Below are 25,178 nucleotides of genomic sequence, written 5' to 3' on the forward strand. Positions count from 1 at the left end.
TCATCACGCGCAAGCCGCACATATTCGACGGGATGCTCGATCCCGCTATTTTCGCCGATGTTCCGACCCGGAGCTATCTTGCCGAGCGGCTGGAAAATTTTCTCGGCCCCTCCAAGGTTTACGAGGACATTCTCGATCGATTGCGCATTTTCGCTGCGGAGCACCGGTTTCTCATCGGCATTCGCCTGCTCACAGGCGCGATCGATGGGGTGCGCGCCGGCAAGGCTTTTTCGGATCTTGCAGATCTGGTCATCGATCGCGCACTGCAGGCGGTCGTCGAGGAATTCGCCGTAAGACACGGCCGCATCAGCGGCGGACGCATTGCCATTCTCGGTATGGGCAAGCTTGGCAGCCGCGAGTTAACCGCCGGCTCTGACGTCGATCTCATCTTGCTCTACGATCACGACGAAGATGCGGAAGAATCGGACGGCGAAAAGGGTCTGGCTCCCTCGCAATATTATATGCGTCTGACGCAGCGGCTTATCGCGGCCCTGTCGGCGCCGACAGCTGAAGGGGTGCTGTACGAAGTCGATTTCCGCCTGCGCCCCTCTGGCAACAAGGGTCCGGTCGCGACTCATATCGATGCCTTCCGCAAGTACCAGCGGACCGATGCCTGGACTTGGGAACATATGGCTCTCACGCGGGCACGGACGGTTGCAGGCGATGCCTCGTTCTTTCCTGAAATTCAGGAAGAGGTCGTGGGGATCCTCGCGATGCCGCGCGATCAGGCGAAAATCGCCAAGGATGCAGCCGAAATGCGCACCCTGATCGAAACCGAAAAGCCTCCGACCGACGCCTGGGACCTGAAGCTTGTCGCTGGCGGCATCATCGATCTCGAATTTATCGCGCAGTTTGCCGTGCTTACCGGCAATGTCGAAGGGCCCGTCGTTGCCTTGTCGACTGCCGAGGTGCTGCGCAAACTCAAGCCTGACTTTGTCGATCCGGCAACCGCAGACAGACTGGTTGAGGCGGCGAATCTCTACACCGGCGTTACCCAAATCATCCGCCTTTGTCTGGACGGGGATGTGAAGCGCGAGGACTTTCCTCCCGGCCTTGGCGACCTCCTCTGCAGTGCCTGTGATCTTCCCGATCTCGATCATGTCGAGGCGCAACTTCGGGAGACAGCGGCTTCGGTGCGCAAGACGTTTGATGAATTGCTGCAGAAGGCGAAGAAGAACTCGGTCGTGAACTCATAAAAGGCGGGTGGTCGCGGTGTTCGAGCGGCAACGGTCCTTTTGCTGAGACCAAATTTCGGTTCAGAATGAACTGGTGCGCAGCCGACCCTCGTAAATCGGCATTGCCTTCCTCTCACAATCAATTGGAATCATAGTGAGTATGCGGCGTGATGGCCAACGGCGAGGCAAGCGCGGTCATAGGCTGGCGGTCTTGCCCATTGGGTGGAACTCTGATTCAGCATCGGCATGAGCCGATACGATCTGACCGACTTCGAGCGGCGCTTCATCGGACCGCTGCGGCCCAACAAGCAGCGAGGCCTGCCGCACACTTCCGCCGCGTCGCTACCCGCTACGACAAGCTCGCCGCCTACTTCCTCGCCATGATCCAACTCGCCTCGATGCGGCCGTGGCTCCGAGCTTATGAGTCTACGGCCTAGCTAAGCGACTTCCATCGACCGCGTCGGGATACGCACCGAGACGATCGTTCCGACGCCCTCGGTCGAGCGTATCTTTAGCGCGCCGCCATGTAGTTCAGTCAACGAACGGGAGATGGCAAGGCCAAGGCCCGAGCCGGCATGCGACTTGGTGAACTGGTTTTCCACCTGTTCGAAGGGCTGGCCGATCTTTTTCAGCGCCGATTTCGGGATGCCGCAGCCCGTATCTTCGACGGTGAAGACCAGTGCACCCGAGACCTTGCGCGCCCGCACGGATATGCGTCCGCCCGTGTCGGTAAACTTCACGGCATTTGACAGGAGATTGAGCAGCACCTGCTTGATCGCACGGCGGTCGGCATCGATGGTGACGCTGTCGGCGATTCGCGTATCGACCTTGATATCCTTTTCCTGGGCTTGCAGGGAAATGACGCGGACGGTCTCGTGGATGAGCGGGCAAAGGTCGATTTCCTCGCGGTCGAGCGAAAATTGACCGGCCTCGATCTTCGACATGTCGAGGATGTCATTGATAACGTTGAGCAGATAATTGCCGCTGGTGTGGATGTCGTGGACATATTCGACATAGCGGTCGGAGCCGAGCTCGCCGAAGGTTCCCGAATGCATGATCTCCGAAAAGCCGATGATGGCGTTGAGCGGTGTGCGCAATTCGTGCGACATGTTGGCGAGGAACTCTGATTTCGCACGGTTCGCGGCCTCGGCGCGCTCCTTCTCCACCACATATTTGCTGTTGAGCTCGGTAAGCTCAAGCGTACGCTCGACTTCAGACTTCCGGGCGAGGCTGAGATCGTGGATCGTTGCCATCAGGCGGCGCTCGCTGTCGATCAGCCGCTCTTCGTGCACTTTCAACTGGGTGATGTCGGTGCCGACGGAGACCAGACCGCCATCCTGCGTCCGCCGCTCGTTGACCTGCAGCCATCGCCCGTCTGCAAGCTGCCGTTCGAACGTCAGCGCACCATTGCGCCCGTTTTCATTGGCCATGCGCTTTTCGAAGGCGACGGCACGGATGCGAGGCTCGAGTTCGTCTCGGCCGATGCCGGGCAAGAGGCACTCATTGGCCAGGCCCGAATATTCGTTGAACTTGCCGTTGGACATGACGAGGCGGTTGTCTGCATCCCAGATGACAAACGTCTCTGAGATGCTCTCGATTGCTTCGCGGATGCGTTGGTCGGCCTGCGCGGTCGCCTGGGCAAAGCGATGCTGCTCGCTCACATCCACGGCCACGCCGACGAGATGAAGGTCGCCTTCACCCGCCACCTGGGCACGCACGCGCATCCATACCCAATGGCCCTCGGCGTGACGCATGCGGAACACGCGATCCATCTGGTTGATTTCGCCGGCGGCGACCTGAGAGGCGACGCTATAGAGCTTGTCGTCGTCTGGATGGATGATCGAAGATATGTCGCCGAGCGAGAGGATCGCGTCATGCGCCTCGTAGCCGAGCATTTCGTACATGGAGCGCGACCAATAGACCCGTCCGCGTGCCATGTCCCAGTCCCAGAGGCCGCAGCGGCCGCGGGCGAGGGCAGTATCGACCCGCGCCTGTGTGTGTTGGTAGAGTTCGTCGGCATCCTGAGCTCGCGCCGCCTGGCTGAAATAGGCGTAAAGCACGATCAGCATGATAGTCGCCGTTCCTGCGAACATCGTCACATTGACGGAGACGGTGCGGCGCCAATCGGCAAAGACATCTTCCACCGGCTGCATGACGAAGACCGAATGGACTGCGTTGGCGGTACGGCTGAATGCGGCAAAGGCGGGCGTGCCCTCAACCTTGACCGGCATCGTTCCGGCGCGCTCGCCAAAGAGAAACAAGGGCTGGCCCTCTGTAACAAACGTTTCGAGATTGCGATCGCGCCAACGTTCGCCGCCCTCGGATGAGACGACGATGCGCGCATCGGCATCGGCGACGGCGAACCACATGCCTTCCGGAATGAGATCGCTGGCGCGGATTTCGGCGATGATGTTCTGAAGGTCGCCGCGCCCCAGCTTCTGGCCGCCATTCATGCGATTGTCGATAATGCTTGCCATATGGGTGGCGGCCAGGGAAAGCGTAGCGCGTGCGGTCCGCTCGGCGTCATCGCGCCAGGCGAGAAGCGACGTCGAACGAATGACAGCAAGAACGACGAGGAAAATGACGATCAGCGGTGGGATGGCACGGCGCAGGTAGGGCTCGGTGGCAAGGAGCTTGCCGTAGGCGGGGTCGGCAAGGAGTTTGACGTGGCCGGAGAGCCGGCTGCGCCCCCGCGCAGTTGCCTGGTCCTTGGCGTAAATCTTCCCCGTCGGCGCGCGATACGCGTCCGCATTTGCCATTGAATGGCCCCCTCGATTTGTCTTTGTGTCCCGTGATTTGCTTCGGCACGCCGCACATCCGAAGCACCTGTAGTGAATCAAAACTGATTCTGCGTGTCTAGTCCCTTTGTTAAATATTTATCAATACTTTAGGCATTCCGCCGCTTAAATGAAAGGACGGATCGTAACACCTTGAAATGACTCAAAATCCAGGTTCTCGATGCGACGATGGAGCTAGTTCAAGCCAGTGTCCGTTCGACGATATCGCGCACGTCGGCCGAAAGGCCGCCGACCTTCGCAATGCTGGCCAGCGCTTCGCGGGCATGTTCGCGCCTTATCGGCTCGAAAGAGCGCCACGAGCGCATGGCCGTCAAAAGGCGCGCTGCAAGCTGTGGGTTCTTCTTTTCGATCGACAGGATCGTCTCTGCAAAGAAGGCATAGCCCTTGCCGTCGGCGCGATTGAATCCGGTCTGATTGCCGCTAGCGAAAGCCCCGACAAGCGCGCGGGTGCGGTTCGGATTATCGAGCGAGAACAGCTTGTGCCTCATGAGGCCCTGCACCTTGCCAAGCGCTTCGGCGCCCGGCTGCATCGCCTGGACGATGAACCATTTATCCATGACAAGCGCGTCATTGCCGAAGCGATGCTCGAACGCCTTGAGCGCCTGACTGGTCGCGTGGCTTTCGCTGAAGCGCTGGACAAGGACGTGCAACGCGGCCGCGCGATCAGTCATATTATCCGCACCATCAAACTGGCCAGCAGCGCGTTTCGGATCGGCTTCGGCAACGCTCAGGTAATCAAGCAAAACGTTGCGCAGCGAACGCCGGCCCGCGCTCGCGGCATCGGGCTGAAACGGTCCGCCGTCGACGAGTTCGTCATATATCCGCGCGAACTTTTCCACATTGGCTTCCGCTACGGATTTGATCAGTGCGTCGCGACTTGCAAGGATCGCATCGGGGTCGATATTTGCGCCGAGTTCGCGTGCAATATCACTTTCGGACGGGATGCTGAGGCATAGAGCCCGGAACGCTTCATCGAGAGTGACGTTGGCCGCGATTTCGCCGAGCAATTTGATCGAGGAACTTTCGATCGTCGCCGGCTTGTCGCCGCGAATGCGCTTGGCATTGCTGGTGAGCTTGCTATTTAGCAGTTCCGTCAGTGCCTGCCAGCGGTTGACCTCGTCGCCATCGTTGCGGGCGAGAAAGATAAGATCCGTACGGGTCAACTCGCTCGTCATCGTGACCGGCGCCGAGAAGCCGCGTAGCAGCGATGGCACGGGACGCTCGGCGATGCCCGAGAGGCTGAAGCGTTCCTTCCGCTTGCGCAAATGGATCACGTCGCCCTTGACGAGGCCGCCCTTCGCCGACCGCGGCTTCAGTTCGCGGCCCTTTGCGCCGAGCAGGCCAAACTTGATCGGAATGTGCATCGGCTTTTTCGACGCCTGTCCGGGCGTCGGCTTCAGCGACTGCTCGATTTCGATCTCGAAGGTCTTGGTCGCCTGGTCGTAGTCGTAGGTGACTGCGAGATTGGGCGTTCCCGCCTGGTCGTACCAGAGTGCGAACTGGCTGAGATCCTCGCCTGACACATCCTCGAAGACCTTGACGAAATCTTCGATGGTTGCAGCGTCGCCATCGTGGCGTTCGAAATAAAGGTCCATGCCCTTGCGGAAGAGTTCCGGTCCAAGGATCGTGCGGATCATGCGCACCACCTCGGAGCCCTTCTCGTAGACGGTCGAGGTGTAGAAATTGTTGATTTCGCGGAACTGGCGCGGACGCACCGGGTGGGCAAGCGGGCCGGCATCCTCGGGAAACTGGTGCGCCTTCAACGCCTTTACCTCTGCGATACGCTTGACCGGCCGCGAGCGCATGTCAGCCGAGAATTCATGATCGCGATAGACGGTAAGACCTTCCTTCAGGCAAAGCTGGAACCAGTCGCGGCAAGTGATTCTATTGCCTGTCCAATTATGGAAATATTCGTGGGCGATGACGGCTTCAATACCGGCATAGTCGGCGTCGGTGCCCGTATCGGGATCGGCAAGAACATATTTGTCGTTAAAGACGTTGAGCCCCTTGTTCTCCATCGCGCCCATGTTGAAATCGGAAACGGCGACGACGTTGAAGACGTCAAGATCGTATTCTCGGCCGAAAACGTCCTCATCCCATTTCATGGAACGCTTGAGGGCGTCCATCGCATAGAGCGCGCGGGCCTCCTTGCCGTGCTCGACATAGATGCCGAGATCGACGTGGCGGCTCGAAGCCGTCGTGAACGTGTCGGTAATCACGCCAAGGTCTCCGGCAACAAGCGCGAAGAGATAGGCGGGTTTGGGGTGCGGGTCATGCCACACCGCGTAGTGCCGGCCATCGGTAAGCGCCCCCTTATCTTTGGGGTTCCCATTCGAAAGCAGCAGCGGCGCTTCGCTGCCGAGCGCCTCGATGCGGACCGTATAGACGGAAAGGAGGTCCGGCCGGTCGAGAAAATAGGTCATGCGACGAAAGCCTTCGGCCTCGCACTGGGTGCAATAGACGCCGCTGGAGCGGTAGAGGCCGGTTAGTTGCCGATTGAGGGTCGGGTTGACCTCGGTGGTGATTTCGAGCGTGAATCTGCCACTTTCAGGGAGGCCGCGAATTTCGAGGCGCTCGGGCGAAGCCATATAGGCGTTGTCACCGAGCGGTGCGCCATCAATGCGGATATCGACGAGCTTGAGTTCATCGCCGTCAAGAACGAGCGGAACATCTGCGCCGACGCCCACACGGCGTTCGATCACAAGACGAGATTTGACGATGGTGCACTCGGGATCAAGCGCGAATTCCAGATGAGTCTCGGGGATGAGGAAGTCGGTCGGCTTATAATCTTCCAGATGAAAAATCTTGCCGGTATCGGTACGCATTATCAAAAATCCTTATGTGGTGCCGGAACCTAGGACAAGTTTCGCCGCGATGGAACCCTGGTCACGGCGATCACCCGAATGTTTGCGCGCCAAACGCAACGTGATCGGATTTCCGTCTGGTACGCCTGTGCAAACAAGCATATAGATATATCAGTTTCCACCCCCTTACAGCTCGCTTGCCGTGTACCCCCAAGGAATCCTCGTCGTGACCACTATCGTTCACCCGCAAGAAGGTGAACCGCCCGTTGCAGACAAACTGCGTACGACCAATGCGATGCTCGGAATTGGTCTGAAAGTCGCCTCTGTCTGTGTCTTCGTCTGTATGTCGAGCCTGCTCAAGGCCTCGGATGGGATTCCCGCCGGCCAGCTTGTCTTTTTCCGCTCCTTCTTTGCGATATTTCCGGTCATTGCCTTCATCGCCTGGCAGGGACAGATGACAGTCGCGTTCAAGACAAGCGAGCCCTTCAGCCATTTCTGGCGCGGCTTCGTAGGCGTCAGTGCAATGAGCCTCAGCTTCTATGGCCTTACCAAGCTTCCGCTGCCGGAATCGATTGCGATCAGCTACGCGACGCCGCTCCTGACTGTCGTGTGCAGCGCCATCTTCTTGCGCGAGACAGTGCGCCTCTACCGCTGGTCGGCGGTATGCTTCGGGCTCGTTGGCGTACTGATCATCCTATGGCCGCGCATGTCTTTCTTTACGGGCGAAACCGAATTTGGCGGCGATCAGGCAATTGGCGCGCTCGCCACGCTCGGTGGTGCCGGTCTTGCTGCCATCGCCATGCTCCTGGTCCGCAAGCTGGTGCAGACGGAGCGCACGCCGACCATCGTCGTCTATTTCTCGATCGCGTCGAGCCTCATCGCCTTGGTGAGCTTTCCTTTCGGCTGGGTGTGGCCGACGGGCCTGCAGGCGACCTATCTCATCATGGCCGGGATCGCAGGCGGCGTAGCGCAGATCCTTTTGACGGAAAGTTACCGGCACGCAGACATGTCGACGATAGCGCCATTCGAATACACGTCCATGCTGCTTGGGATAGCAATCGGTTATTTGCTGTTCGGCGATATTCCGACTGCAGAAATGATAACGGGCGCTGCGATCGTTATCAGCGCCGGCATATTCATCATATACCGCGAACACCGGCTGGGATTGGCCCGCGCACGAGCGCGCAAGGCATCGACGCCACAGGGCTAGAACGCTTCGATCTAAAGAAGAGCCGCTCTCACTATTATTCGCCCTGTGCGACTTCGCTCAACGGGTGCAACTGCAGCGTTTCCGGCGTCTGCGGCCGGTCATGCGGCCGGATTGCGAAATCGGGCCGGGTGGAAGGCGATTGCGCGGCACGGCGCAGACTGCGCCAGAACGCATAGAATCCATAGGCTGCATACGTAATCGCCATCGTTACGAAGAATCCCGACGGACCGTTGAGATCCATGAGACGCCCCGCGATCTGAGGCCCGATCATGCTACCTACACCGTAGACGATGAGGAGCCCGCTCGAGACCTTCACGAATTCGCTTGGCTCGGCAAAATCGTTCGCATGCGCCACGTTGAGCGAGTAGATGGGGAATAACACGGTCCCGAAGGCGAACATCAGCGTATAGATCATCCATGGCGTCGTCGGCTGCAGCATGATCATTGTCAGCGATATGGCCACACCACCTATTCCGGCCACGACCATCACATAGCGCCGGTCGATGAAATCCGAGATGCGGCCGATGGGATATTGGAAGATCGCGCCGCCGATCATCGACGCCGCGATCATTGTCGCGATGCCAAAAGTCGAAAGTCCGATGTCTCGTCCGTAGACAGCTGAAAGAAAATTCCAGGCGCCCGCGATGATGCCCGCAAGCAAAGACCCGACCAGCGCTGCCGGCGACTTGCGGTAGAGCCCCGGCAGGTCCAGCGAAACCTGGGTGAGGGGGCGCGGCGACTGCGCATTCGACAGGCCTGTCGGTATAAGGGCAGCCGCGTAGATGAGGGCCCCGATCATGAACAGCGCCTGCGTCGCCGGGTTACCGAACGGCAGGATGTACTGTCCGACAAGCAGTCCGATCATCGAGACGATCATGTAGATCGAAAATACCATGCCACGCGTCGCATTGGTCACCCGCTCGTTGAGCCAGCTCTCGATGACCATATAGCTGCCGGCGAGCGAAAAGCCGGCAAGCGCGCGAAAGACGGTCCAAGCCCATGGGTCGATGATCAGTCCGTGCAACAGCATAGACATGCTGAGCAACGTCAGCAGAACGGCAAAGACACGTACATGTCCGACACGTCGGACGAGCCGCGGCACAACAATGCAGCCGGCGGTGAACGCGAGTGCGTAGCCCGTTCCGAGCCAGCCGATCGTTGTCGGCGACCAGCCCTCTATGCCCGCGCGCAGCGGCAACAGAATTCCTGCGAGGCCTCCCGCCGTCAGCATCAGGAACGTGCTGGCCAATAGGGCCGTTATCGGCAAGAGTTGGAGAAACATCAAAGCGTCCTGCGTTTCGATCTGGAAACTACAGGTTTCAGTCGGCTCGCAAGCCAATAATTACGACACTGCCATTCCAGTTTTGCGCCAAGGCGTATGGATTATTCGGTCAACGTGCGCAACCGCATTTTGATGCTGACAAAATCGCGCCACGCAAAGCGCTTTTGCGCGGCATTGCGCAGGAGATAGGCTGGATGGAGCGTCGGCATCACCGGAATCTCCATGCCCGACGGTGTGAGATGGCTCTTCCACTTGCCGCGCAGCCGCAAGATGCCGTCGCTCGCATTGGTCAGGGCCTTAGCCGCCGGTCCGCCGAGGGCAACCAGAAGCTTTGGATTGGCCAGCTCGACCTGCCGTTCGAAAAAGGGTCGGCAAATCTCGGTTTCGAGCGGCGTCGGCGTCCGGTTGCCCGGCGGACGCCACGGAATAGTATTGGCGATGTAGACGCTGGTGCGGTCAAGGCCAATTGCGGCAAACATTCGATCAAGCAACTGACCCGAGCGGCCAATGAAGGGTACGCCCTCCAGATCTTCCTCGCGTCCGGGCGCTTCGCCGACAAACATGATGGATGCGGTGGGATCACCATCGGCAAAGACGAGATTCTTTGCGGTAAATTTCAGATTGCAGCCATCGAACGCGGCAAGCTGCTCACGCAATTCCTCGAGCGATCGCGCGCTCGCTGCAAGCTGGCGCGCCATGGCGATTTTGGCGTCGTCGGGCACCGACGCCTTGGCGAGTGCCGGAGAGGCCACGCCTGTTTGTGCACGCTCTGGCGGTGTTGACGCGGGCTCGGTTGCAGGGGAGGAGGCGGCCGCCGGCGGCGCGCGCTTCACTTCGACTTGCGAAAACCTGTCGATGGGCACGTCCTCGAGCGGCGTGTCGACACCGGCCTCGGCATAGAAGTGCAGCAGTTCGCGAAGGTTCGGCAAATGGGTGATCCTTTTCCTCTGACGTTGCAAATTGTGCGGACGATTGCAAGTTCAAGAGGATGGAATGCGCGGGTCCTGCACGAGATAGAACACCCGCTTCGGCGTGAAATCGGCAATTGGAAACTGGAACGTCGCATTCTCGCCCGGATCGAGCTTGCCACCGTTGAAAGCAAGGCGGTCGTAGGGCTCGAAATCGTCGCTGTAATGCGCAAAGCCTTTGGACTTGATCATGCCGGTCTTGTCGCCGGGCTGATAGAAGGAAAGGCCATCACCATAATCGCTCGGCACATTTAACTGCTCCTGCAACTCGAATTCAAACTCGATCCAGGGGTGCCCGCTGCCGTTAATGGCTCGAACTTGTAGGTAGAACAGAATGCCGGCATCTTCGCTTGGATTTGCAAGGGCTACCCTGTCCGTTCTGATGACGAGGGTTGTCGGGGTCGCCGAATGAAATTCCTCGGTAAGGATAATGGGATCCTTCAGCGTACCCGTGCCGCTGATGGATCGGATTGTGAAGCCACCAAGTTCGTCGGAAAAGGTGTACGGCCCGGCTGTCCAAAGTTCGGATTCTTCGGCCGAAATTGCGGTAGAAACAGGGGTGGCGAACAGCAAAGCGACGGCGAGGAGGCCTTTGAGCATCCAGATTGCCCGGGGCAGTGTCATCCGGTCTCCAATCATTAGAAGATGGGCGCCAGCTTCGCCTATGTTCGTGGCTAAGTATGAACGAAATGCCACAAGGCGCAACTGTCACAAGGCAGCAGTTGATTGACGTTTACGTCAAGGTAAATTATGAATCGCCGCGCTCGTCGTAAGATGAGGGCAATTGGCCGCATCTGGAATCCGTTCTAGCCACTGTCTTGCGGCTATTGTTGCGTTACAAATCGGAAAAACACGGGCAGGAATCGTGTTACGGGGCACGTACTAAGAATTCAGGAGGAAAGCATGAGCGAGACACCAGAACTTCCAGAGCGCGAAAGCATGGAGTTTGATGTCGTGATCGTGGGGGGCGGGCCGTCGGGCCTCTCGGCAGCCATCAGGCTCAAGCAGATCAATCCTGAACTTTCCGTCGTCGTGCTCGAAAAAGGCGGCGAGATCGGAGCTCATATCTTATCTGGCGCTGTGGTCGACCCGATCGGCGTCGACAAACTGCTGCCCGGCTGGCGTGATGAGGAGGGGCATCCCTTCAAGACGCCGGTAACGGCCGACCATTTCCTCGTGCTCGGGCACTCGGGCTCGATCCGCTTGCCCAACTTCGCGATGCCGCCCCTGATGAACAATCATGGCAATTTCATCGTCTCGCTCGGAAATGTCTGTCGCTGGCTCGGCACCAAGGCAGAAGAACTCGGCGTTGAGATTTATCCTGGCTTCGCCGGCTCGGAAGTCCTCTATGACGACAGCGGTTCCGTCATCGGCGTTGCAACCGGCGACATGGGCATTGAAAAGGACGGAACGCACGGCCCCGCCTATACACGCGGCATGGCCCTCCTTGGTAAGTATGTCCTAATCGCCGAAGGCGCGCGCGGATCGCTCGCCAAGCAGTTGATCAACAAGTTCAAGCTCGACGAAGGTAGGGAGCCGGCAAAATACGGCATCGGCCTCAAGGAGCTTTGGCAGATCGACCCCGCCAAGCACAAGCTCGGCCTGGTGCAGCACTCATTCGGTTGGCCGCTCGACATGAAGACCGGCGGTGGATCGTTCCTCTATCACCTTGAGGACAATACGGTCGCTGTCGGCTTCGTCATGCATCTCAACTACAAGAATCCCTACCTTTCCCCATTTGAGGAGTTCCAGCGCTTCAAGACGCATCCGGCTATCCGTGGCACGTTCGAAGGCGGCAAGCGGCTTTCCTATGGCGCGCGTGCCATCACCGAGGGCGGCTGGCAGTCGGTGCCGAAACTTTCGTTCCCGGGCGGCGCGCTGATCGGCTGCTCAGCAGGCTTCGTCAACGTGCCGCGCATCAAGGGATCGCACAATGCCATGCTCTCCGGCATGCTGGCCGCCGAACATGTTGCGGAGGCCCTCGCTGCGGGCCGCGCTAACGACGAACTCGTCACTTACGAGAATGCCTGGCGCTCCAGCGAAATCGGCAAGGATTTGAAGCGGGTGCGCAATGTCAAGCCGATGTGGTCAAAGCTCGGCACCATCGGCGGCGTGATGCTCGGTGGCCTCGATATGTGGCTCAACACCATTTTTGGCGGCTGGTCGCCTTTCGGCACCTGGAAACACGGGAAGACCGATGCCGCCTCGCTGGAACCCGCGAGCCAACATAGCCCCATTGCCTATCCGAAACCCGATGGCGTTCTGACGTTCGATCGGCTGTCCTCGGTGTTCCTGTCGAACACGAACCACGAAGAAAACGAACCGGTTCACCTCATCGTCAAGGACCCTGGGCTCCAAAAGACCTCCGAGCACGATATTTTTGCCGGCCCGTCCTCGCGGTATTGTCCGGCCGGGGTCTACGAGTGGGTTGAGGAGGCGTCCGGCCCGAAATTCGTTATCAACGCGCAGAATTGCGTTCATTGCAAAACCTGCGATATCAAAGACCCCAATCAGAACATCAACTGGGTCCCGCCGCAGGGCGGCGAGGGTCCGGTTTATACCAGCATGTAGCACTCAAAGCCCGGCCGTCGCGCCGGGCTGCGTCTGATTACGGAGCCTGACTGTCTGCTCGTCAGGTCCGTTTTCATCCGTACCGTCGACTGAAAAGCGCAACATGATTGGCAGGTGGTCGGAGCCTACCGGCCGAAGTGTATCGATCGTTCTTGCCGATATCCTACCTGAGACGAGGACATGATCGATCGGCAGTCCGATCCAGCGCGCGGCGTGGGCGAAGGCGCCATTGATCAGCCAACTCGGGCGTAGTCCGTCGACCAGATGCGTGTTGCTGGCGTCGATGATGTTCCTGATCGTTTGGCTCCATGGTACAGCGTTGAAATCGCCCGCAAGTATCATGGGTCCACCAAGTCGCAGCAAATATGGCTGTATCTCTTCGACATTAGTCGCCTGTTCAAAGGGCCACGGCCAGCCGAGATGCACGGAGGCTATGAGGGCGCTACGGCCGCCGAAATCGATGCGTGCCAAAGCCATCAGGCTGTTGCCGACACAGTGTGGCGTCGTGCCAAGAGCGAAGGGCCGCCGCGACAGGATGGCAACGCCACCGATGCGTTTCGTGCTCGGGCAAAAGACATTGTGAGGATAGCGGGCTTCAACGGCCTTCAATCTGGATTGCCAGTCGTTGGAAGCCTCCTGCAGGGTGATCACGTCCGGAGTTTCGCGCGCGATCAATCGGATGACTTCTGCCTGATCGTGATTGTTGTAGCGAAGGTTGAGCTGCATCAATTTGAATTCGGGCAGGCTCCCATTTGCGGAGGACGCCGACTGTCCGGCTTCCGAGGCGGGCGATGTTGGAACCAGCACGGTCGCCAGCGCCGTCAGCGCAAAAGCCATCGACATTAGACCCTCGCGCCAAAGACCGAGGAAAAGCGCCGGTATCGCCGAGATGGCCATCAGGACTGCGAGATGTACGCGGAAATGCGCGAAGGCGTCGAACAGCGGATGCGCCCCGCCGAAAAAGCCCAAGACCAGCGGAACCGAGAACAGACTTGGTATTAGGACAGCAGCGAGCCTGACCCGCGAACGCGTAGAATTGGTCGTCATGGCTCGCATTAAACCGGCAATTGCGACGCAATCAAGATGGTGATTTTGAGGGTGGGCCCGCCAGGCGCGGACGATCTCGAGCAACGCGTTCCGGCGCCATTAACAGGCGACAAAAAAAGGGTCATCACTTGAAAATGAGGTCACTATGCCTCATGACTCAATCGGCGCGAGCCAGTTCAACCAGGACGGCAGTTATCGCTGGACCTGCGAGGGGATGACGTCCCTCCGCCCCGATCTTCTTTCCAGTTTTGGCCCAGAGAAAAATCGATGACCGTCAAGCGCATTATGGCTAACCTGGCCGTTTCCGATCCAAGCAGTGCTCGCGCCTTCTACGGGACACTGCTCGGCCTCGAAGTGGTGATGGACCATGGCTGGATAGTGACATTTGCTTCCGATGCCCTGGCCCAGCCGCAACTCAGCGTCGCAACCGAAGGTGGTTCGGGCACCCCCGTTCCTGATCTGTCGATCGAAGTCGATGATGTGGATCGCGTCTATTCGCAGGCGATGAAGGCGGGATATGAAATTACCTATGGCATCGCCGACGAGCCTTGGGGCGTTCGCCGATTTTATGTCCGCGATCCGTCGGGCAGGATCGTGAACATCCTTTCTCACGCATGACAATCAAAGAAGCTTGGTGAGATTGCCGAGCAGACGGTCGTGCTCTTCATTGCCGAGCAGGCTTTCAAGCTCTCTATGTGTCTTAGTCCAAATGGGCAGAACGTCGGTCAAAAGCTTCATGCCGTTTGGCGTCAGCGCCATCAACCTGCTGCGTTTGTCGGCGGGATCCGCTGCGACTTTCACAAGACCGCGACGCTCCAGGGGTTTGAGCGCTGCGGTCAGCGTTGTGCGGTCCATGGCGAGGAGTGATGCCACTGAACGCAAATTCGGCGGCTGCGGCCGGTTGAGCGACATCAACAGCGAGAACTGGCCATTCGTCAGATCATATGGTCGCAACGCATCATCGAAGCGGCGGCCGAGGGCCCGCGCAGCGCGTTGGACGGCAAGACACATGCATGCATCGCGAACGTAAAGTGTGGTCTCGAAAGGTACGGAAATCGGCTTTGACATGGCTTATATATGTTGATATCAACCTAATTGTCAACATTTAATCACTAGAGTTCGATATAGTCCCGGGCAATCATGGAGGAGGTACTAACATGACCACAACCGGTAATTTCATTTGGTATGAGTTAATGACGAGCGACGCGCCGGCAGCAGAGCGCTTTTATAGTGACGTCGTTGGCTGGGACCCCAAGGATTCAGGTCATCCGGATATGCAATACACTTTGCTGAATGTCGGTGCGGCGCCGGTTGCTGGCCTCATGGCCATTCCAGAAGATTGCGGTCCGGACATGAAGCCGGCATGGACCGGTTATATCTGGGCGCAAGACGTCGATGCCAAGGCCGCTGAAGTAAAGGAGCTCGGCGGGAAGGTGTTTCGCGAGCCAGCCGATATACCCAATGTCGGCCGCTTTGCCGTCGTCGCCGACCCGCAGGGAGCGACATTCCAGTTGTTTGCGCCAACAATGACGGATCAGGGCGATATGCCGAAACCCCCGACGCCGGGCACGATCGGCTGGCACGAACTCAACACCGAAAACTGGGAAAGTGCGTTTGCCTTCTATTCGAAGCTGTTCGGCTGGACCAAGGACAAGGCGATGGATATGGGCGAGGTGGGGACCTATCAGCTCTTCGCAAATGGCGCCGAGGCAATCGGCGGGATGATGAACCGGATGGACAAGTCTGCTCCGCCGATTTGGAATTTCTACTTCTGTGTCGAAAATATCGATGCGGCAGGAGAACGGGTCAAGAGCAAGGGTGGCCAAGTGTTGTTCGGACCACAGGAAGTGCCCGGCGGCGCCTTTATCCTGCAATGTCTTGATCCCCAAGGCGCCATGTTCTGCCTGGTCGGCATGCGCAATTGAGCCTGGAGCGACCTGACGCTTGATGGCTTATTGGAATGCCATCTCGTAGAAGCTGCGCAGTTTGCGTGAGTGCAGTTTCTCGGGTGGCATTTCGGCCAGCTTCTCAAGCGCGCGAATACCTATCTGCAAGTGCTGGGCGACCTGGCGCTTGTAGAACTCCGTCGCCATGCCTGGCAATTTCAACTCGCCGTGCAGCGGCTTGTCGGAAACGCAGAGCAGCGTGCCGTAGGGAACGCGGAACCGGAAGCCGTTAGCGGCGATAGTTGCCGATTCCATGTCGAGCGCGATGGCGCGTGATTGCGACAATCGCTTGACCGGCCCGCGCTGGTCGCGCAATTCCCAATTGCGGTTGTCGATCGTGGCGACCGTGCCGGTGCGCATGATGCGCTTCAAATCATAGCCTTCGAGGCCGGTGATTTCGGCAACCGCCTGTTCAAGTGCCACCTGCACCTCGGCAAGCGCGGGGATCGGCACCCAAACCGGCAAGTCGTCATCGAGCACGTGGTCCTCGCGCACATAGGCATGAGCAAGCACATAATCGCCGAGCGCTTGCGTGTTGCGCAGGCCCGCGCAATGCCCGAGCATCAGCCAGGCGTGTGGACGAAGCACCGCGATATGGTCCGTGATCGTCTTGGCGTTGGAGGGACCTACGCCGATATTGACCATAGTGATCCCGAAACCATCGCTGCGTTCGAGGTGATAGGCCGGCATTTGCGGTAGGCGGCCGGCGGGCACACCCGATGTCGGTGCATCGTTGCCCGCTTCGGTGATGAGGTTCACCGGCTCGACGAAACGCTCGTAACCGCCACCACCGGCCGCCATGAGCTTGCGCGCCCAGAGGCAGAACTCATCGATATAGAACTGATAGTTGGTGAACAGGACGTAATTTTGGAAATGCACCGGATGAGTCGCCGTATAGTGTGACAATCGGTGCAGGGAATAGTCCACGCGCTGGGCCGTGAAGGGCGAGAGCGGCATGATGCTGTCGAGGTCGTCGGCCTCATATTCACCATTGACGATCCGGTCGTCGGTCGCATTGAGGTCGGGAACATCAAAGAGGTCGCGCAGCGGACGCGTGAACGCATCCGCGATCGAGGATTCCACATAAGTGCCTTCGAGGAAGGCAAAATGGATCGGGATCGGCGTCGTCGATTCCTGCACAGTCACCGGTCCGCCATGATTGCGGATCAGGAGCTTGATCTGCTCTTCGAGGTAGCTGCTGAAAAGATCGGGCCTCGTGATGGTTGCTGCGTATTGTCCGGGCGAAGATACGTGACCGAAGGCGAGGCGGGAGTCGATCTGGGCATAGCTCGAGGTGGAAAGCCGGACTTCGGGATAGAAGGCGCGAAAATGCAGTGTGTCTTTGGCTTCACCTTTTGCGACCTTGTCGAATGCGTCGCGCAGGAACTGCGTATTGCGCTGATACAGTCGACCCAGCGCCTCGACGGCGGCGTGCTCATCCATGAACTCTTCAGGCTCGACATGCGGCGGCATGCTGATGGTGACGGGCTTTCTCGTTCCGATTCGTTTATCCATCCTCCCAATATAATAGGTCTGTGTGAACTTTGGAAAACTATTGCAAATTACTGCGCATTTCCCTTTGTTAATCGAATCGGCGCACCTTTGCTTGTGCGGTCCGCCAAGGGAGGTTCGGGTGTTTTTTACGCGCATAAGCTATGTGGCAGCATTCTTCTTTGCACTTTTCGGGGTGCTGCAATTCCTTGGCGCAATCCTCTTCATGCAAGGTTATTTTCCCAATGAGTCGCTGTCGCGATACACAACCGCCCCATCTCCGGGCGCGTGGCTCGACCACGCCGTCTACACTGTTCTCGTTTCAGTCGCCTTGGGAACGCTTGCCGAAATCAGCCGCTCGCTACGCAAGTAATAGGGCACGCCAGTAGCGCGCGGGTGGGCTGTTTCAGGGCACCGGGCCGGAGAGGCCGATAATCACCGCCAGCAACCGCCTTGATGATGACATTCCCATGCCGGCCGCTAGCGTCAAACGCGCTGCAAAGCGACGAGAAGGACAAGGCCCGCCATTTGACGGCGAGCGGCTTTCATAGCTCGCGGCAAATGCCAAGACCGGCCCAAAGAGGATCGCGGAAAAGATCAGCGCCCGCAGGAAATGCAGCGAAAAAATTGCTGTCGATCGCATCATGGTCCGGCTTCTCCTTGCCCCACTTCGGGTCTGACATCGTCTGCAATGGAAATTAGGGGGGCGGCGCTGAACCAAAGCTGAGGCTGCCGTTCATCTGGCGTTCAACCGTAAATATCCGGCGCACCTTGTGAACGGCGAGGGGAGCCCTATGTGTTTCGGGACATCCCCCACGCATGGAGACTCCTATGACCTCTCAGACCAAGCCGATCGAACTCTACTACTGGCCGACGCCCAACGGCTGGAAGATTTCCATCATGCTCGAGGAACTTGGCGTTCCTTACGAACTCAAGCTCGTCAATATTGGCAAGGGCGACCAGTTCGAGCCGTCGTTTCTGAAAATCGCTCCGAATAATCGCATGCCGGCCATCATCGACCCCGAGGGGCCGGATGGAAAACCCATATCGGTGTTCGAATCCGGCGCTATCCTGCAATATCTTGGCCGGAAATTCGGAAAGTTCTATCCGCAGGATGAGCGTACACGCGTTGCGGTGGAGGAATGGCTGTTCTGGCAGGTGGGCGGCCTCGGGCCGATGGCCGGTCAGGCACATCACTTCCGTCAATATGCCCCCGAGAAGATCGGCTATGCGATCAATCGCTATACGAATGAGGTCAACCGCCTCTATGGCGTCATGAACCGTCGACTCGCAGAGCGCGACTATCTCGCGGGCGATTATTCCATTGCCGACATGGCGGCCTATGGCTGGGTCGTTCCCCATGCCAATCAAGGCCAGGACCTGAATGAATTTCCCCATCTGAAGCGTTGGTTCGAGGCCATAGGCGCGCGTCCCGCCGTGCAGCGGGGTGTGGAACTCGGCAAGGAGGAACGGCGCAATATCGCCGACGACGAAGAAGCCAAGAAAGTCCTGTTCGGGCAGCGAGCGCGCTAATCTTCACGCGTTGAAGCCCTGTTTGGAAAGGGCTTCAACTCGATCCATACAACAGATACCACGCCATGCCGGCCAGGGACGTGGCGAGAAGCGTTGGAATCATTCCCCGTTTCAGCCAGAAAATGGCGGTGATTGCGCCGAGCGTTAGTACCACGGAAGGCAGGTTGGCCGAGGATGGGACCGGCACATCGATCGCGATGCCCAGCACCTCCCACCGTACGACCTCGGCGAATATCACATGTAGCGCAAACCACACGGCGAGATTTGCTATCACGCCGACCACTGCCGCCGTAATCGCTGTCATTGCGCCGGTCAGCGCCCGGTTGCTGCGAAGCTGTTCTATGAAGGGCGCGCCAAGGAAAATCCAAAGGAAGCAGGGCACGAACGTTACCCATGTCGTCAGGATCGAGGCAAGTACGGCGGCTGTCAGGGGCGGCAGCGAGCCCGGGGCGCGGTACGCACCAAGAAAACCGACAAACTGCACCACCATGATCAATGGCCCTGGCGTCGTCTCCGCCATGCCGAGCCCGTCGAGCATCTCACTCGGCTGCAACCATCCGTAATGCTGGACGGCCTGCTGGGCGACGTAGGAAAGAACCGCATAGGCCCCGCCAAATGTCACCATTGCCATTTTGCTGAAGAAAATGCCGATCTGGCTGAACACGCTGTCCTGTCCAAGGGTAAGGACGATGATGGCGATGGGCCCAAGCCAGAGTAAAAGAAAACCTGCACCTATTTTGAGCGACCAGGCAAGGTTGGGCCGCGCATGATCAGGCACTCCTTCGCCAAGCGCGGAATCAGCGTCGGCAAGTCCTGGCCCGGCATTGCCATGACCCCCGCCCAATTGAAACAGGGGCGATCCGGCCTTTCCACCTATGAAGCCGATCACCGCCGCGATGAGGATGATCAGTGGAAAGGGCACGTGCAGGACGAAGATTGCTACGAAAGCTGCAACGGCGATGGCTACCATGACGCCGTTCTTGAGCGCGCGCCCGCCAATCCGCACCACTGCTTGCAAAACGATTGCCAGCACCGCCGCCTTCAGTCCGAAGAAGAGGCCGGCCACCACCCCGACATTTCCGAACGACACGTAGATGATGCTGAGCGCAAGGATCGACAGGAAGCCGGGAAGGACGAACAGCGCGCCGGCAGCGAGACCGCCCTTGGTGCGGTGCAGGAGCCAGCCGATATAGGTCGCGAGCTGCTGCGCTTCTGGACCAGGCAACAGCATGCAGTAGTTGAGCGCATGCAGGAACCTGTTCTCGCCGATCCAGCGTTTCTCATCGACCAGGATGCGGTGCATCACCGCAATTTGACCGGCAGGGCCACCGAAGCTCAGCGAGGCAATGCGCGCCCAGACGCGCAGGGCCTCGCCGAACGAGATGTCATGGTGGCTTGGAGTTTCGGACGGAGCCTCAACCCTTTTGCGCGCTAGGTCAGTCATCTCGCGGACCGGGCTTCCGGTTTGGCCAATTGTGCGTTTCGGCCGTAGCATCGCGGCACCATCGATAGAATGCGTCATACAACGTCATGCCCGCTTCCAACTGTTCAAGGTCGTCGGAATACATGCGCGACAAACCGAGTGATGCGGCAAGCAGGCCCGGTGCTTCGGGAGCAAGTTCGGGCCGGGCCGTATCCGCGCCGCGCACGATGGTGGCAAGCCGCGCCAGCGGATCTGACGTGAGACCGAACTCTTCTACCATCACGTCAAATGTGCAGAATTCGCCGCGATGGCTCCAGAATACGTTTTCAATGTCAAAGGGCGCCGCGCCAAATCGGTCCGCCACGGCCTCCACCTCTGAGGGAGTGACGAACAAAAACACCGCGTCCGGATCGACAAACCGACGGATGAGCCACGGGCAGGCAATTCTATCTATCTTCGGTCGTGCGCGCGTGACCCAGACCGTCCTTCCGTTATGGTCGGGGGCGGGCAGCCGCGACACGGGAATGAGAGGCAGAGATGCTGCAACCCAGGCCTCATAACCTCCCTCAAGCGTTTCAGCCGGTACGCCATGATGGCGCAGCAGCGCTGCGGATCCTTCGCTGAGTTTCTTGCCCTGCTGGCAGACGACGATGGCCCGCTTTCCGTCGGCTTCATCGCGCCAGGTCTCGATTTTTTTGTGCGACCGTCTGCGCGAACCCGGGATTAGGCGCTGATCAAGCGCGAAATCCTCATCCGTCCGAACGTCGATGAGCACGGGACAGGCCGGTGTACCGATGAGCCGTGCCAATTTTTCGTGTGAAATTGTTGTCGTTGAAGACATTTCGCGTCCCTCCGTTAAGAGTCGGGTTTCTGGACGCGATACTTGGGCATGTCGCCTCGTGGGGAGATCGCAATCCCCATGACAATATGATTGTCACGAAACGGAATTATGTCAAGAAAACCGATAGCGCTTTCGGCTCACCCGAACAAAAAAGTAGCCATGGGGGGACATCCATGGCTGCCTGTTGTTTTGCCCGTAACCAGCGAGGGAACTGCTCGAGCATATGGCTCCTGCGGTTGCCTTAGCCCGCTAACAAGTCGGGCAAGTGTTTCAAGAAACGAATGGCCTACGCGCCATTCTATTCCTGATCCTCCCGAATTCTCGGGTTCGTGTGCAGGGAGGGCTTGCACACGAACGACTGGGTACCTAAGACTCCAGCAACCGCAGGATAAAAGTCTTCAACAACTGGGCATTTCGAAAACAACTACACGCTAAAATCAATTTCTTAATAGGTGAAATGATTGTTCCAAACAATTAGACATTAGTCTAATAGACTGTAATAAAAGCACTTTTACGAGCTAGAATGCTGATTTCACTGACTCATTTTGTCTGTACGCCATTTTTGCCTAAAGATGGCGCACTTCAACCGGCCGTTGCTCCCAATGGTCATGCAGCCCGTCCTGAAACTCCAAAGGAGCGGCCGCCAATTCTTCGACTGGGAGATCATCGAGGCAGGCGACGTTCACCCCATAGAATTTCCCGGTGCCTTCCATTTCCCCCTGGCCAAAAGGTTTCACGCCGCATGTCCGGCAAAAGAAATGGGTAATGGCATTCCGGCCAAACCGATATTCGGTCAGATTATCGGCTCCCGCAATCATCCGCATTTCACCAGCACCGACAATCACCTTCCAGAATCGAGCTTTGGCACAGACCGAGCAATTGCATTTGCTCGTGCCCTGATCGAGATCGACGTCCGCCTCGAAACGAACCGCGCCGCAATGGCAGCTCCCATGATAGGTCTTTCGCATTCTGCACTCCTCAAATCGATCTGCACGAGTGAATACCAAATGGTTAAATAACTAAATGGTTTATTATAGGTAGAATTCCGGCCCGTCAAGTTGCAGCGCTCTTTTTCGTCACAGTTTCTCCTTGGAAATTGCCAGTTCGGATATCAGCTTCCACCACGCAAGAATTGCATGTCAAACCCTTGGAATGGAGATGAGAAATGAGTGGTCGTATTACGCGCCGGAAAGCCCTGATCGCCTCGATGCTGGCAATACCGGCCCTATCGCTGCCGGCGGCTTCTGCCTTTGCAGTTCCGTCAGAGCGGGTGGACCTCGACGCTGCGTTCAAGGATCTCGAAGCGAAGACCGGTGCGCGCCTTGGCGTTGCCGCGCTCGATACTGCTAGCGACAGCAAGATCGAGTATCGTTCCCACGAACGCTTTGCAATGTGCAGTACATTCAAGTTTCTGGCGGCCGCTGCGGTGCTGGCACGGGTCGATCGCAAGGAAGAACAGCTCGACCGGACCATTACCTATAAGAAGGGCGATCTCGTCGCCGGTTCACCTGCCACGGGAAAGCATGTCGACGATGGCATGACACTTGGCGCGCTCTGCGAAGCTGCGATCACATTGAGCGACAATACGGCCGGCAATCTCCTGCTCGACAATATCGGCGGACCGAAGGGACTGACTCAGTATGCGCGCAGTCTCGGCGACGCAACGTTTCGGCTGGACCGCCGCGAGACCGAACTCAATGAGGCGAAGCCAGGGGATCCGCGGGATACGATTACCCCTGCAGACATTCTCAAGGATCTGCAGAAGACGGTTCTGGGCAATGCCCTCTCGGGATCCTCGCGTGACCAGTTGATCGAATGGATGCTTGCCAGCAAGACCGGCGACAAGCGGTTGCGCGGCGGACTGCCGAAGGACTGGAATGTTGGCGACAAGACCGGAACAAGCGACAGCGGCATGGCCAACGACATTGCGGTGATCTGGCCGCCCAGCCGCAAGCCGATCCTGCTCGCAGTCTATCTATACGATCCCAAGGGAACCGCGGACAGCCGCAATGAAATCCACCAGAAGGTCGCCCGTCTCGTGGCCGAGAATATCTGACGTATCACGCCAGCGACTATGCCATTGGCGCGTCTAAATAGAAAGACCCGGGCCGACTGAGCGTCATGTCCGGGTTTAGCGTTTCTCGTTTAGTTGAAGACGCTCCAGTGCGGTGCCTACAAGCCGTTGTTATTGGCGGGTAAGGCTCTCGCTCTTGCAGATGAGGCCACCCATGACGCAGCCCGAAAGCGATAGTTTCGTTCCAGTCGCCGTTGCCTTGCCATTATAGGTCTTGCCCTCGTCGAGCTTGTTCACCGTGCCCTTGTAGGACCCGCTCTTGCCAGACATGGAACCGATGGATTTTCCCTTGTATTCGCCGGTCATCACCGTACCGCAATAGGTATCTGTCCCGCAGGACGAATATTGGATGATAGTGCCGTTTGGCCGCTTCCACGATCCGACGATCGCTTCTTCTGCAAGGGCAGGGCCGGCCATAAGGATAAGGCCGGTGCAGGCCAAAAGAATCTTGCGTTTCATATTTTCCTCCCGATTCCAGGCGATTTCTCCAGCATCGTCTGTCTTACGCAAACGTAAACGTAATTCAAAAAAGTTAAGGAAAGGGATGTCCCTGCCGAATTCCCTGATTTGAAACCGATGGTATGGGTGCGCGTGCAATGCGGCCCTTTCATTGCAAATCGCGAGCGTGGTTATCAAACTCTTCAAGTCGTCCAATCGGATTTTAGGCAATTTTTCGCCAAATGCCCGCAATTGCTGGATTGCTATATTTAATGAATCGCGAAGTTTACGAGTTGTTTTTGTTTTGTTTGGGCCCGGTTAATCATGGCCCTTAACAGCAATTTCAAGCCTCTCATTCATTCTCGAAAGCATCGAAAGAGCACGTCAAAACAAACAAACGGCGGTTCTCAGAAGTCTAACAGGGCTTTTCGTTCGACACGAATTTGGTTCAACAAGGGGTTTGACTGATATGGCACGCTTTGATCTTCAGCATATCGATACCGGCGACGCTGGTGGTTCCGCGCAGACCGATATCCTCTTCGAAATCGGCATCATGTACGCAACCGGTCGCGATTGCGCCATCGACGTGGTGGCCGCACACAAATGGTTCAACATTGCGGCCATCAAGGGCTGCGACCGGGCCGCGGAACTCCGGGCCGAACTTGCAAAGACAATGTCCAAGACCGATCTCGCAACTGCCCTGCGCGAAGCGCGCGAATGGATGACGACACACTGAGCGGTCCAATCGTCATACAACCTTGGCGTGCAGCGTGTTCACCCCTGCACCCAACGGCTAGCCGCATCGCTGCTTAAGGACACAAGATTGTGATTGCAATATAAGATAGTATTGTTGTTAAGACACAACTATAGGTATGTATTTATTGCCTCTACACGGCGGACGGGACATCCATGGACGAACTCGAAGAATTGCTGGCGAGGCTGACGGCTGCGCAACGGCAACTGATAATGACCTCAGCCAAGACGAAGACATTTCCGGACAACAACACCTTGCAGAAAATTGCCACCCTGGCCCTCAACATTTCATCGGTTGAGACGATGATCGCTGACACCCAGGATAACATTCAGCGGGCGCGATTTGCCAGGGCCAACGACTAGGTGATCTATAAGCGGTGGCGCTTGCGAAGACCCCGACCGCTCAAGCGGTCGGAGTTCTGACATGGTCTACTCAAACGCTGGCCGGGCCAACCCGCGTCGCCTCAAACAGGAACCAGTGCCGCCTTTCCGACTCGTCGATATAGTTTTCGATAATGCTGGTCGTGGCACTGTCATTATACTCGCTGCAGAGTTCATGGACCTGGCGTAGGTAGCTGACGAAGCTTTTGTTGTCGTCGCGAAGCTCGGCGATCATGTCTTCAGGCGTTACGAAATTCGCATCATTATCGAGGATGCGCTGCTTCGATGCGATCTGCCCGATCGATTTGAGAGTGGTGCCGCCAATCTTGCGGACCCGTTCTGCAAGAACGTCCGTCATGGCGAAGATCTGCTCCCCTTGCTCATCGAGCATCAGGTGATAGTCGCGAAAGTGGGGGCCGCTCATATGCCAGTGGAAATTCTTG

The 25,178-nt window shown here is 57.9% G+C and carries 23 protein-coding genes and 2 pseudogenes; 11 read left to right on the plus strand and 14 right to left on the minus strand.

What is annotated here, in order from left to right:
- A pseudogene (locus tag AAAB35_RS01535) lies at positions 1-1,196 on the plus strand (bifunctional [glutamine synthetase] adenylyltransferase/[glutamine synthetase]-adenylyl-L-tyrosine phosphorylase); the annotation flags it as partial.
- Between the two features lie 305 nt (positions 1,197-1,501).
- A pseudogene (locus AAAB35_RS01540) lies at positions 1,502-1,612 on the plus strand (IS5/IS1182 family transposase); the annotation flags it as partial.
- Here AAAB35_RS01540 and AAAB35_RS01545 read toward each other — a convergent pair.
- Positions 1,613-3,934 carry an ATP-binding protein gene (locus AAAB35_RS01545; RefSeq protein WP_340666492.1) on the minus strand — a complete coding sequence of 774 codons (2,322 nt, stop codon included), beginning with the start codon at positions 3,932-3,934 and terminating at the stop codon, positions 1,613-1,615. It abuts the pseudogene before it with no gap.
- A 218-nt stretch (positions 3,935-4,152) separates the two neighbouring features.
- Positions 4,153-6,798 (minus strand): aminopeptidase N, encoded by a 2,646-nt coding sequence (pepN, locus tag AAAB35_RS01550; protein WP_340666493.1) that lies wholly within the window; start codon positions 6,796-6,798, stop codon positions 4,153-4,155.
- 274 nt (positions 6,799-7,072) lie between these two features.
- Here pepN and AAAB35_RS01555 point away from each other — a divergent pair, with 274 nt between their 5' ends.
- A complete protein-coding gene (locus AAAB35_RS01555) occupies positions 7,073-7,987 on the plus strand; it encodes a DMT family transporter (protein WP_340666514.1) in 915 nt (304 codons plus the stop codon).
- Positions 7,988-8,021: 34 nt separating this feature from the next.
- On the opposite strand, the gene AAAB35_RS01560 is transcribed toward AAAB35_RS01555, so the two are convergent.
- From AAAB35_RS01560 to AAAB35_RS01570, 3 genes are all read right to left on the minus strand, one after another.
- A complete protein-coding gene (locus AAAB35_RS01560) occupies positions 8,022-9,269 on the minus strand; it encodes an MFS transporter (RefSeq protein WP_340666494.1) in 1,248 nt (415 codons plus the stop codon).
- A 101-nt stretch (positions 9,270-9,370) separates the two neighbouring features.
- Positions 9,371-10,198 (minus strand): uracil-DNA glycosylase, encoded by an 828-nt coding sequence (locus AAAB35_RS01565; RefSeq protein ID WP_340666495.1) that lies wholly within the window; start codon positions 10,196-10,198, stop codon positions 9,371-9,373.
- Positions 10,199-10,249: 51 nt separating this feature from the next.
- On the minus strand, positions 10,250-10,861 hold the full coding sequence (locus tag AAAB35_RS01570) for a hypothetical protein (RefSeq protein WP_340666496.1): 612 nt from the start codon (positions 10,859-10,861) through the stop codon (positions 10,250-10,252).
- A 279-nt stretch (positions 10,862-11,140) separates the two neighbouring features.
- On the opposite strand from AAAB35_RS01570, the gene AAAB35_RS01575 reads away from it, so the two are divergent.
- Positions 11,141-12,808 carry an electron transfer flavoprotein-ubiquinone oxidoreductase gene (locus AAAB35_RS01575; RefSeq protein ID WP_340666497.1) on the plus strand — a complete coding sequence of 556 codons (1,668 nt, stop codon included), beginning with the start codon at positions 11,141-11,143 and terminating at the stop codon, positions 12,806-12,808.
- A 3-nt stretch (positions 12,809-12,811) separates the two neighbouring features.
- Here AAAB35_RS01575 and AAAB35_RS01580 read toward each other — a convergent pair whose 3' ends face one another.
- Positions 12,812-13,855: an endonuclease/exonuclease/phosphatase family protein gene (locus AAAB35_RS01580; protein ID WP_340666498.1), complete on the minus strand. Its 1,044-nt coding sequence runs from the start codon at positions 13,853-13,855 to the stop codon at positions 12,812-12,814.
- Positions 13,856-14,122: 267 nt separating this feature from the next.
- Between AAAB35_RS01580 and AAAB35_RS01585 the strand changes: the two genes are divergently transcribed.
- Positions 14,123-14,473 carry a VOC family protein gene (locus tag AAAB35_RS01585; RefSeq protein WP_340666499.1) on the plus strand — a complete coding sequence of 117 codons (351 nt, stop codon included), beginning with the start codon at positions 14,123-14,125 and terminating at the stop codon, positions 14,471-14,473.
- Positions 14,474-14,476: 3 nt separating this feature from the next.
- Here AAAB35_RS01585 and AAAB35_RS01590 read toward each other — a convergent pair whose 3' ends face one another.
- Positions 14,477-14,923, minus strand: coding sequence for a MarR family winged helix-turn-helix transcriptional regulator (locus AAAB35_RS01590; RefSeq protein WP_340666500.1), 447 nt, complete (start codon positions 14,921-14,923; stop codon positions 14,477-14,479).
- An 89-nt stretch (positions 14,924-15,012) separates the two neighbouring features.
- On the opposite strand from AAAB35_RS01590, the gene AAAB35_RS01595 reads away from it, so the two are divergent.
- On the plus strand, positions 15,013-15,780 hold the full coding sequence (locus tag AAAB35_RS01595) for a VOC family protein (RefSeq protein WP_340666501.1): 768 nt from the start codon (positions 15,013-15,015) through the stop codon (positions 15,778-15,780).
- 27 nt (positions 15,781-15,807) lie between these two features.
- On the opposite strand, the gene AAAB35_RS01600 is transcribed toward AAAB35_RS01595, so the two are convergent.
- The gene (locus AAAB35_RS01600) at positions 15,808-17,316 is read right to left on the minus strand and encodes an AMP nucleosidase (protein WP_340666502.1); all 1,509 of its coding nucleotides are present in this window, start codon (positions 17,314-17,316) and stop codon (positions 15,808-15,810) included.
- A 118-nt stretch (positions 17,317-17,434) separates the two neighbouring features.
- On the opposite strand from AAAB35_RS01600, the gene AAAB35_RS01605 reads away from it, so the two are divergent.
- On the plus strand, positions 17,435-17,665 hold the full coding sequence (locus AAAB35_RS01605; protein WP_340666503.1) for a hypothetical protein: 231 nt from the start codon (positions 17,435-17,437) through the stop codon (positions 17,663-17,665).
- 33 nt (positions 17,666-17,698) lie between these two features.
- On the opposite strand, the gene AAAB35_RS01610 is transcribed toward AAAB35_RS01605, so the two are convergent.
- Positions 17,699-17,938, minus strand: coding sequence for a hypothetical protein (locus AAAB35_RS01610; RefSeq protein WP_340666504.1), 240 nt, complete (start codon positions 17,936-17,938; stop codon positions 17,699-17,701).
- Positions 17,939-18,123: 185 nt separating this feature from the next.
- Between AAAB35_RS01610 and AAAB35_RS01615 the strand changes: the two genes are divergently transcribed.
- Positions 18,124-18,825, plus strand: a complete 702-nt coding sequence (locus AAAB35_RS01615) for a glutathione S-transferase N-terminal domain-containing protein (RefSeq protein WP_340666505.1) — start codon at positions 18,124-18,126, stop codon at positions 18,823-18,825.
- Positions 18,826-18,859: 34 nt separating this feature from the next.
- Here the strand turns inward: AAAB35_RS01615 and chrA are convergent, their stop codons facing one another.
- The 3 genes from chrA to AAAB35_RS01630 form a co-directional block, all read right to left on the minus strand.
- Positions 18,860-20,269 (minus strand): chromate efflux transporter, encoded by a 1,410-nt coding sequence (gene chrA, locus AAAB35_RS01620; RefSeq protein ID WP_340666506.1) that lies wholly within the window; start codon positions 20,267-20,269, stop codon positions 18,860-18,862.
- The gene (locus AAAB35_RS01625) at positions 20,262-21,089 is read right to left on the minus strand and encodes a sulfurtransferase/chromate resistance protein (RefSeq protein WP_340666507.1); all 828 of its coding nucleotides are present in this window, start codon (positions 21,087-21,089) and stop codon (positions 20,262-20,264) included. Before AAAB35_RS01625 ends, chrA begins: the two co-directional genes overlap by 8 nt.
- A 566-nt stretch (positions 21,090-21,655) precedes the next feature.
- A complete protein-coding gene (locus AAAB35_RS01630) occupies positions 21,656-22,057 on the minus strand; it encodes a GFA family protein (RefSeq protein WP_340666508.1) in 402 nt (133 codons plus the stop codon).
- Positions 22,058-22,254: 197 nt separating this feature from the next.
- Between AAAB35_RS01630 and bla the strand changes: the two genes are divergently transcribed.
- A complete protein-coding gene (gene bla, locus AAAB35_RS01635) occupies positions 22,255-23,145 on the plus strand; it encodes a class A beta-lactamase (protein WP_340666509.1) in 891 nt (296 codons plus the stop codon).
- 129 nt (positions 23,146-23,274) lie between these two features.
- Here the strand turns inward: bla and AAAB35_RS01640 are convergent, their stop codons facing one another.
- Positions 23,275-23,622, minus strand: coding sequence for a DUF2147 domain-containing protein (locus AAAB35_RS01640; RefSeq protein WP_340666510.1), 348 nt, complete (start codon positions 23,620-23,622; stop codon positions 23,275-23,277).
- A 448-nt stretch (positions 23,623-24,070) separates the two neighbouring features.
- Between AAAB35_RS01640 and AAAB35_RS01645 the strand changes: the two genes are divergently transcribed.
- Positions 24,071-24,337, plus strand: coding sequence for a sel1 repeat family protein (locus AAAB35_RS01645; protein WP_340666511.1), 267 nt, complete (start codon positions 24,071-24,073; stop codon positions 24,335-24,337).
- Positions 24,338-24,510: 173 nt separating this feature from the next.
- Positions 24,511-24,717 (plus strand): hypothetical protein, encoded by a 207-nt coding sequence (locus tag AAAB35_RS01650; RefSeq protein ID WP_340666512.1) that lies wholly within the window; start codon positions 24,511-24,513, stop codon positions 24,715-24,717.
- Between the two features lie 70 nt (positions 24,718-24,787).
- On the opposite strand, the gene AAAB35_RS01655 is transcribed toward AAAB35_RS01650, so the two are convergent.
- Positions 24,788-25,178: DNA starvation/stationary phase protection protein (locus AAAB35_RS01655; protein ID WP_340666513.1), on the minus strand; the 391-nt coding region annotated here is incomplete at its 5' end.

Origin of the sequence: Phyllobacterium sp. (assembly GCF_037994425.1) — a bacterium.
In the GTDB taxonomy this organism is placed as follows: Bacteria; Pseudomonadota; Alphaproteobacteria; order Rhizobiales; family Rhizobiaceae; genus Phyllobacterium.